1 rRNA gene is annotated in these 282 nt (G+C 44.0%); it reads right to left on the bottom strand.

What is annotated here, in order from left to right:
• Nucleotides 1–2: 2 nt before the first annotated feature.
• Nucleotides 3–119, bottom strand: a 5S ribosomal RNA gene (gene rrf / locus FZ040_RS13890).
• Nucleotides 120–282 lie beyond the last annotated feature (163 nt).

Below are 282 nucleotides of genomic sequence, written 5' to 3'. Positions count from 1 at the left end.
TTAACTGGCAACTCCCTATCCTCCCAGTCCGTCTCCAGACAAGTACTTTCGGCGTATATGTGCTTAACTACTGTGTTCGGTATGGGAACAGGTGGAACCACATAGCCAGCGTCACCAGATTTTCTTTGAATGAACTATGTCCACTCAAAACTATACAGAAGATATTGTATCGAACATTTTAGGTTTTAAAGGAAACTCACTCGCTTCACTTGCGCTACGCTCGGAGTAAGTGACTCACACAAATCTGTGCGTCACTTTGTTCCTTCATCTTTGGTTCGCTAC

This window comes from Pseudoselenomonas ruminis (assembly GCF_008271295.1).
GTDB lineage: Bacteria > Bacillota > Negativicutes > Selenomonadales > Selenomonadaceae > Selenomonas_A > Selenomonas_A ruminis.
The sequence above is the reverse complement of the archived record's forward strand: the minus strand, read 5'-3'. Positions and strand labels throughout refer to the sequence as shown.